We start from the raw sequence: 6,757 nt of genomic DNA on the forward strand, positions 1-6,757 counted from the left end.
TTTATTATCACATTGAAATAATAGTTAAACTATCTAATATCCTTACATAAAGGTGACAGTTTTGTAAGACTTTATAAGTAAAAATAGGGTATCACCACATCGCCATCAAGCTAAGATTTTGAAGTACCCCCTAAATTAAAAAAATTTCTCTCCAGTTAGTTATTTTAAGAAGTCAGCTCATTTTTTCGTCTTGGGGGTGTTTACTTTTCTTAAGTTGATGGATGCGGGGTCACATCACATGCCCATCAAAACCAATTAACTCACATACGATACTTAAAAGAATTACTATATTTGTTTATTTCTTCATCCAATCAAAAGATGTGATGAAGGAATTTTTTGTCGATATTTAACGAAAAATGTCATATTTTAATTGTCATATTATATAGTGGATGTTAAACTCAAAGTGACAAAAAAGAATGGAAAATAGACCATAGAAAAACTTTGTAGAAGAATATTTTTCAGAATTTTCTTTATGATTAAGGGTAATTGTTTTTTTGGCATACAAATCCCTACCACTCAGAACAAAAGGTGACCTGCACTCACCTTCTCTCTTTGTTTTCAGCTTGTACCAAGCATGAAGAGGCCCTGGCCGATTCCCCAATTTATACTTATATCTTATATTTCACTAATGTGAAACTGTTTATATAAAACTTATTAATATGTATTGAACTATTAAACTTGTAAAACTACAGAAAGGATTGTGATGCAAAATGAAAAAAGATACGAAAAAAAGACAGCAAGGAATAGCCATCAAAACATTGATAGCTGTAAACGTACTTGCTTCTCCATTTATAGGAGGAATAACGGGAATCACAAAAGTTGCAGCTGAGGAACAACAAGTAACGACTGAACACGTTTTTTATGTCCCAGGCAAGGGTGATGCAGAGAAAATTAGAGATATGGATCGACGATGGTTTAGATTTAGTACCTATGAACCAACTGGACTATATGCAAGTCCCAATGAAAAAATAACCATTCAAGTAGAAGGAACACAGACTATTCGAGCTTATATAGGAACATACTCATACGATGGTGCATGGAATGAAGATTCGCTCATAAAGTCGTTTACTTTAAAACCAGGAGAAAATACAATTGAATCCCCAAATGGCGGAATGATTTATTTTTATAATCCTGGGCAAAGTGGAACAGTAAAAGCGGAGATAAAAACAGGCGGAACAACTACCCCTCTGTTTGAGTTAGGAAAACATACGCAACAAGATTTAGTAGACATGCTAAATAAATATCCTGATGCCCATGCGGTAGAACTAAAAGGGGAACGTTCACTCATAACCGCAAGTCCTGCAAGAGTGAAAAAATATTTAATAGGCTCTAACACAGATCCTGTACAACTCTTACAAAAATTAGATGAAGCTATCAGAATTCAAGACCGAGTTTCTGGTTTGTCTGAAGCAGAAGCGGACAAGCATTATGTGCACTTTGTAGAAGATAATCGCTCTGATTATTATATGTATGCGTATCCTGGTAGAACAGCATATGTGGGAGATGCGATTCAACATGTACTAAACGTAAAAGACTTCACTGAAAATGGATGGGGCCCTTGGCATGAAATGGGACATCAAAGGCAACAACTTCCGTGGATGTGGGATGGATTATCAGAAGTTACTACAAATATTTATAGTCTGTCCGTACAACGGGCTTTTGGAAATAAATCGAGATTAGAAGGCGGAACATATGACAAAGCGTTTACTTATTTAAATCAGCCTCAATCCGAAAAAGATTATAATAAAATTAATGATGTTTTTGTGAAAGTAGCAATGTTTTGGCAATTAGACTTAGCTTTTGGAGAAGAATTTTATCCGAAATTACATCAATTATACCGTGCAATCCCGAAAGAAGAGCTTCCTCAAACGAGTGACGAGAAAATGCAAGCATTTATTTACAATACATCCAAGGTTGCAAAACAAAATTTACTTCCGTTCTTTGATAAATGGGGGCTTATGGCATCGTCAGAAACAAGACAAAAAATAGAAGAGTTGAATTACCCACTTTTAGCCGCTCCTATTTGGGAAGCAACTGATTCTAAACCTGTAATTGTAGAAGAAAACGGAGAAACTCCAGATATGGAACCGAAATTAACAGTACCTGTTGGAGCAACAATGAATGTAGGTGATCAATTCGACCCAATGTTAGGAGTGTCTGCTACTGATAAAGAAGACGGAGATCTTACTTCTAAAGTAACAGTTGACGGTAAAGTAGATACTACTAAACCGGGAACGTATGTTTTAACTTACACAGTTAAAGACTCTAAAGGTCATAAAGTAACTGCGAAACAAACGGTAACGGTTAAAGAGAAAGAAGAAACAAAAGATGAAGCGCCAGTACTAAAAGTATCTTCAGAAACGACAATTACTGAAGGAGATAAATTCGAAACAATGAAAGATGTAAGTGCTACGGATAAAGAAGATGGTGACATTACGTCGGAAGTAAAATATGAAGGTCATGTAGATACAAATACACCTGGCACTTACACGATTACATACACAGTTAAAGATTCTGCAGGTCATTTGGCAACTCAAAGACAAACTATAACAGTTAAAGAAAAACCTGCTGAAGACAAAGAGCCAGAGTTAACAGTACCGGAGGAAACAGTATTAACAGTTGGTGATCAATTCGACCCAATGAGTGGAGTTAAAGCTATCGATAAAGAAGATGGTGATATCACTTCTAAAGTAACATATAGCGGAGACCAAGGTACTGATAAAGAGGGTACTTACAAAATCAAGTATGTTGTAGAGGATTCTAAAGGTCATCGAGTAATTAAATTACGTACTGTAATTGTTAAAGCGGCAGAAAAACCTTCGGAAGACCAAGCTCCGGTGTTAAAAGTACCATTTACAACTACGTTCCATGTAGGAGATACGTTTGACCCAATGTCAGGAGTGTCTGCTACCGATAAAGAAGATGGCAATTTAACAAGCAAAGTCAAATATAAAGGTAATGTAGATACTACTAAACCGGGTAAATACATTGTAGAGTATTCGGTTGTCGATTCTAAAGGGGTTAATGCAACAGCTACACAGACTGTAATTGTAGAAGAAAGTGGAGAAACTCCAGATATGGAACCGAAATTAACAGTACCTGTTGGAGCAACAATGAATGTAGGTGATCAATTCGACCCAATGTTAGGAGTGTCTGCTACTGATAAAGAAGACGGAGATCTTACTTCTAAAGTAACAGTTGACGGTAAAGTAGATACTACTAAACCGGGTACGTATGTTTTAACTTACACAGTTAAAGATTCTGCAGGTCATTTGGCAACTCAAACACAAACTGTAACAGTTAAAGAAAAAGAAAAAGAAAAACCTGTTGAAATTCAAGGGCCTGAGTTAACTGTACCTTCAGAAACTACAGTAACAGTTGGAGATAAATTCGATCCAATGTCTGGGGTTAAAGCTATTGATAAAGAAGATGGCGATATTACTGATAAAGTAATACAATTTGGTGAAGTAGATACATCTAAAACTGGTACTTACGAAGTAAAATTCCTTGTTCGTGACTCCGGTGGTAATGAGGTAACTACAATACAAAAAGTGGTTGTGAAAGATAAAGACAATGGTAATAACAATACCAACAATGGTAATGGTGCTGATAATGGCAGTACTGGTACTAACAACAGCAATGGCTCTGATACTGGTAACAGTAATATCTCAATCAATAGTACTTCTGATAAAAAAGAAGATACATATAAAGAGCTTCCAAAAACGGGTGCAAGTACAAATAACAGTGCAGCATTGGGCATATTGATGGTTCTTGCAGGTATGGTACTTACTTTTGGTCGCAAATTTAAAAAGGTACTAAAATAATTGTGACTCAGTGCAGCGAATAAAAAGACATCTTCAAATAATGAAGATGTCTTTTTATCAATTTCAGGTGGGAAAGGAATCTTGGTAAATATGAGCTATTTCATTAAAATGGAAGAAATTTATCCAAAGTGGAAAAATAGAGAGATAACAGGGGTACAATTTATGGTTTCCTGACAGAATACTCCTTCCTCAAGCGTGTGAAGGGCGTTAGCCCAACGGTAGGTGGGAGATGAATGCCGGTAGGTGTAAGCCTACGTTTTTTTTGTATACTGTAGATGTCCTATAACAAAGCGAGGTGCAACCTATGTTAGTAAATAAAGCATATAAATTTCGTATCTATCCAAATAAGAAACAAGAAATAGTAATTGCTAAAACGATTGGTTGCAGTCGGTTTGTATAGCCAGAAATCATGAGTATATAATTTTTTTTCCTTCGATTATCTATGCTTTAAAGGTCAAAGAAAAATCTAAAATCTTCATTTTCTTTTCAAACAAGGATAATCTCGCCACACCTTCTTCAATTAACTCTTTGATGCAAATTTCTGTTTTTGATCCGTTTTTTTACAGTGAAAATCTTCATTGCCATATACATTTTCATTTGTTATCTTTTTGTTACCTTCAGATGAGTCATCTATATGTTAAAATATTTATATTCCTCCTAATCAGTTTATCCGATTAGGCGAGCCCTAAAGAGCCCCTATCTCCTTAGGGCTCTTTTCATTAAAAGCATTTCAAACAAGCCAAAAAACAACCAATTTTATGTGTCTTATATAACAATAAGTAAACTCCAATTTCTTTTCGTTAGTTATTATTAACATTAAAAAGATTTTGTCTTATGTTTTCACATTACAATCAATCAAACATATTAACTTATAGAATGTTTATACTTACAGCGCTTATTTAAAGCAGAGCACTTTTATATAGTGCTCTGCTTTATTTGTGAATGATGATTTTTCTTTTTTTTACATATTTTTATAATCTTTACACAAACTATTTCTAAGCCGGTTGAACTAGCGGCTTCACTCTTGGAAAACAATTAGTTTTCCAATCAAGCTCATGAAACCCACAGGCAGACAATCTAAAGTATTGTCTGCCAAATCTTTAACTTTTTAAATAATGAATGAAAGTTTTGTACATATCCTTTATTGCTGTAGTTAATTCTTGTTTGTGAATCGGGTGCTCTTCATTCTTTGGAAGACCGGGCATGTTTTTTATATTACGAATCTCATCAGGATAATGAATAGTCTGTAAAATAAGGCCTTCTTGAAAGCTACGAATAATAGCTAGATGTTGTTTCTTACGGATAGTAATATAAATAAGACTAAGTTTATTTGTTCGGTCCAAAGCTTCTTTTCATAACAAATATGTCTTTTCATTACCAACGGTAGGAACCATAAAATAAGAACGATCGAAAAAAATTTCATCAATTTCATCATTTTGGATAAAGGATGAAAGGCAAATTAATCGAGGTTCATGTTTTTTTGTAGTGTGTCTAATTCTTTTTCCTCTACAATTATATATTTATGAGGCGCGTATTCATAAGCTTTTACAACGTCTTCATCGCTTACTTCAGTATCCGTACAATCAGGAGCAATCTTTTTATATTTAATGGGAGCAAGACATTCCCTATGAAGACTTAAAAATTTAATATCTTTTTCTTCTACAGCACTATATAGCCTAATACCAATGTTTAATAATCCAAGTGAAAGAGAGCCTTTCCATACTGTGTGCATTTGAAACTTCTCCTTTCATAAATAGAAAATGAATAATTTTAGTATGAGTAATAAGAAAATTCATATGCATTTCTTATATTTTTTATATTTTGGGAGAGACTAAAAAAACTTTGAAAAGGAGGGTTCAAAAATGCAATTAGCTACACATGAGTTACGTGATTTAAGTGAATTAATTGCTGGTTGTTACAATACAATTAATACGATGAGTACATACATTCAGCAAGCACAAGATTTAGAATTAAAACAATTATTACAGCAACATTTTCCGCTCCATGTGGAAGACTATAATTTAAAAGTAGAATTTGTCCAAAGCCAGAGTACGCCCGATATTGAGCGTTTTCAGCCCTCTAAGTTAAATCCAGTATTGGTTTCTTATTTAAAAGCACCTATTGAACAATATCCTCCTGTTGCACCTAGTATAAATGGAGCACCTCCGAACGATCGAGCAATTGCTACGGGATATCTCTTAAATCAAAAATCGGCTGCACTAAATTATGCTGGGGCTGTATTAGAGTGTGCAAATCCAAATTTGAGGTCTTTTTTAGAAAAAGCTTTTTTAAATAGTAGTAGACATGCATATGATATTTGGCAATACATGGTGAAAAAGGGTTACTATCCTCTATCTCCAGCACCAGAATCTGAAATAAAAGCTATAGCAAGTATTTATCAGCCTGTTAATCAACCATTACAATAATATAAGAAATAGTAAGCTGCAAATTTTAAAAATATATATTAATTAGATTGTACTAGATAAAGCTGAACAGATTAATTATTCTTACTCTTTTCAGCTCTATTTTTTAATCGTCTTTTAAGAAGAGATTCAATATTTATACATAATTAAAGCGGGTTTATATTTCCATAAAAAGGAATAACTATTTTTCCATGATTCGTAGCATATTAAAATTATAGGAGGTGATACAATATGGCAAACAATAATAGCGGAAGTCGTAATGAACTATTAGTTCACGGTGCAGAGAATGCAATCGATCAAATGAAATATGAAATCGCTCAAGAATTTGGTGTACAACTTGGTGCAGACGCAACAGCTCGTTCAAACGGTTCTGTTGGTGGTGAAATCACAAAACGTCTAGTAGCAATGGCTGAACAACAACTTGGCGGTGGCGTTAATCGCTAACTTTAAATATGCATGGATAAAAAGGAGAGACACATCGTCTCTCCTTTTTCATTATAATCTCTAGTA

At 34.2% G+C, this 6,757-nt stretch carries 3 protein-coding genes and 2 pseudogenes; 4 read left to right on the forward strand and 1 reads right to left on the reverse strand.

Annotated elements, in window-relative coordinates; genetic code table 11:
- Positions 1-710 precede the first annotated feature (710 nt).
- Complete coding sequence (locus AB3X48_RS15200; RefSeq protein ID WP_367959712.1) at positions 711-3,824, forward strand: immunoglobulin-like domain-containing protein; 3,114 nt, start codon at positions 711-713, stop codon at positions 3,822-3,824.
- 304 nt (positions 3,825-4,128) lie between these two features.
- A pseudogene (locus AB3X48_RS15205) lies at positions 4,129-4,221 on the forward strand (helix-turn-helix domain-containing protein); the annotation flags it as partial.
- A gap of 712 nt (positions 4,222-4,933) precedes the next feature.
- Here AB3X48_RS15205 and ku read toward each other — a convergent pair.
- Positions 4,934-5,556: pseudogene (gene ku / locus AB3X48_RS15210) on the reverse strand (non-homologous end joining protein Ku); the annotation flags it as partial.
- A 130-nt stretch (positions 5,557-5,686) separates the two neighbouring features.
- Between ku and AB3X48_RS15215 the strand changes: the two are divergent.
- Positions 5,687-6,250, forward strand: coding sequence for a spore coat protein (locus tag AB3X48_RS15215; RefSeq protein ID WP_088099767.1), 564 nt, complete (start codon positions 5,687-5,689; stop codon positions 6,248-6,250).
- 228 nt (positions 6,251-6,478) lie between these two features.
- A complete protein-coding gene (locus tag AB3X48_RS15220; protein WP_002114666.1) occupies positions 6,479-6,691 on the forward strand; it encodes an alpha/beta-type small acid-soluble spore protein in 213 nt (70 codons plus the stop codon).
- Positions 6,692-6,757: the final 66 nt, after the last annotated feature.

This window comes from Bacillus sp. S4 (assembly GCF_040838205.1).
Taxonomy (GTDB): Bacteria; Bacillota; Bacilli; order Bacillales; family Bacillaceae_G; genus Bacillus_A; species Bacillus_A cereus_U.

What these genes read in the sequence shown, in the direction of transcription:
- AB3X48_RS15200 (WP_367959712.1), top strand. Translation starts at nt 711, where the DNA reads ATGAAAAAAGATACGAAAAAAAGACAGCAAGGAATAGCCATCAAAACA.
- AB3X48_RS15215 (WP_088099767.1), top strand. Translation starts at nt 5,687, where the DNA reads ATGCAATTAGCTACACATGAGTTACGTGATTTAAGTGAATTAATTGCT.
- AB3X48_RS15220 (WP_002114666.1), top strand. Translation starts at nt 6,479, where the DNA reads ATGGCAAACAATAATAGCGGAAGTCGTAATGAACTATTAGTTCACGGT.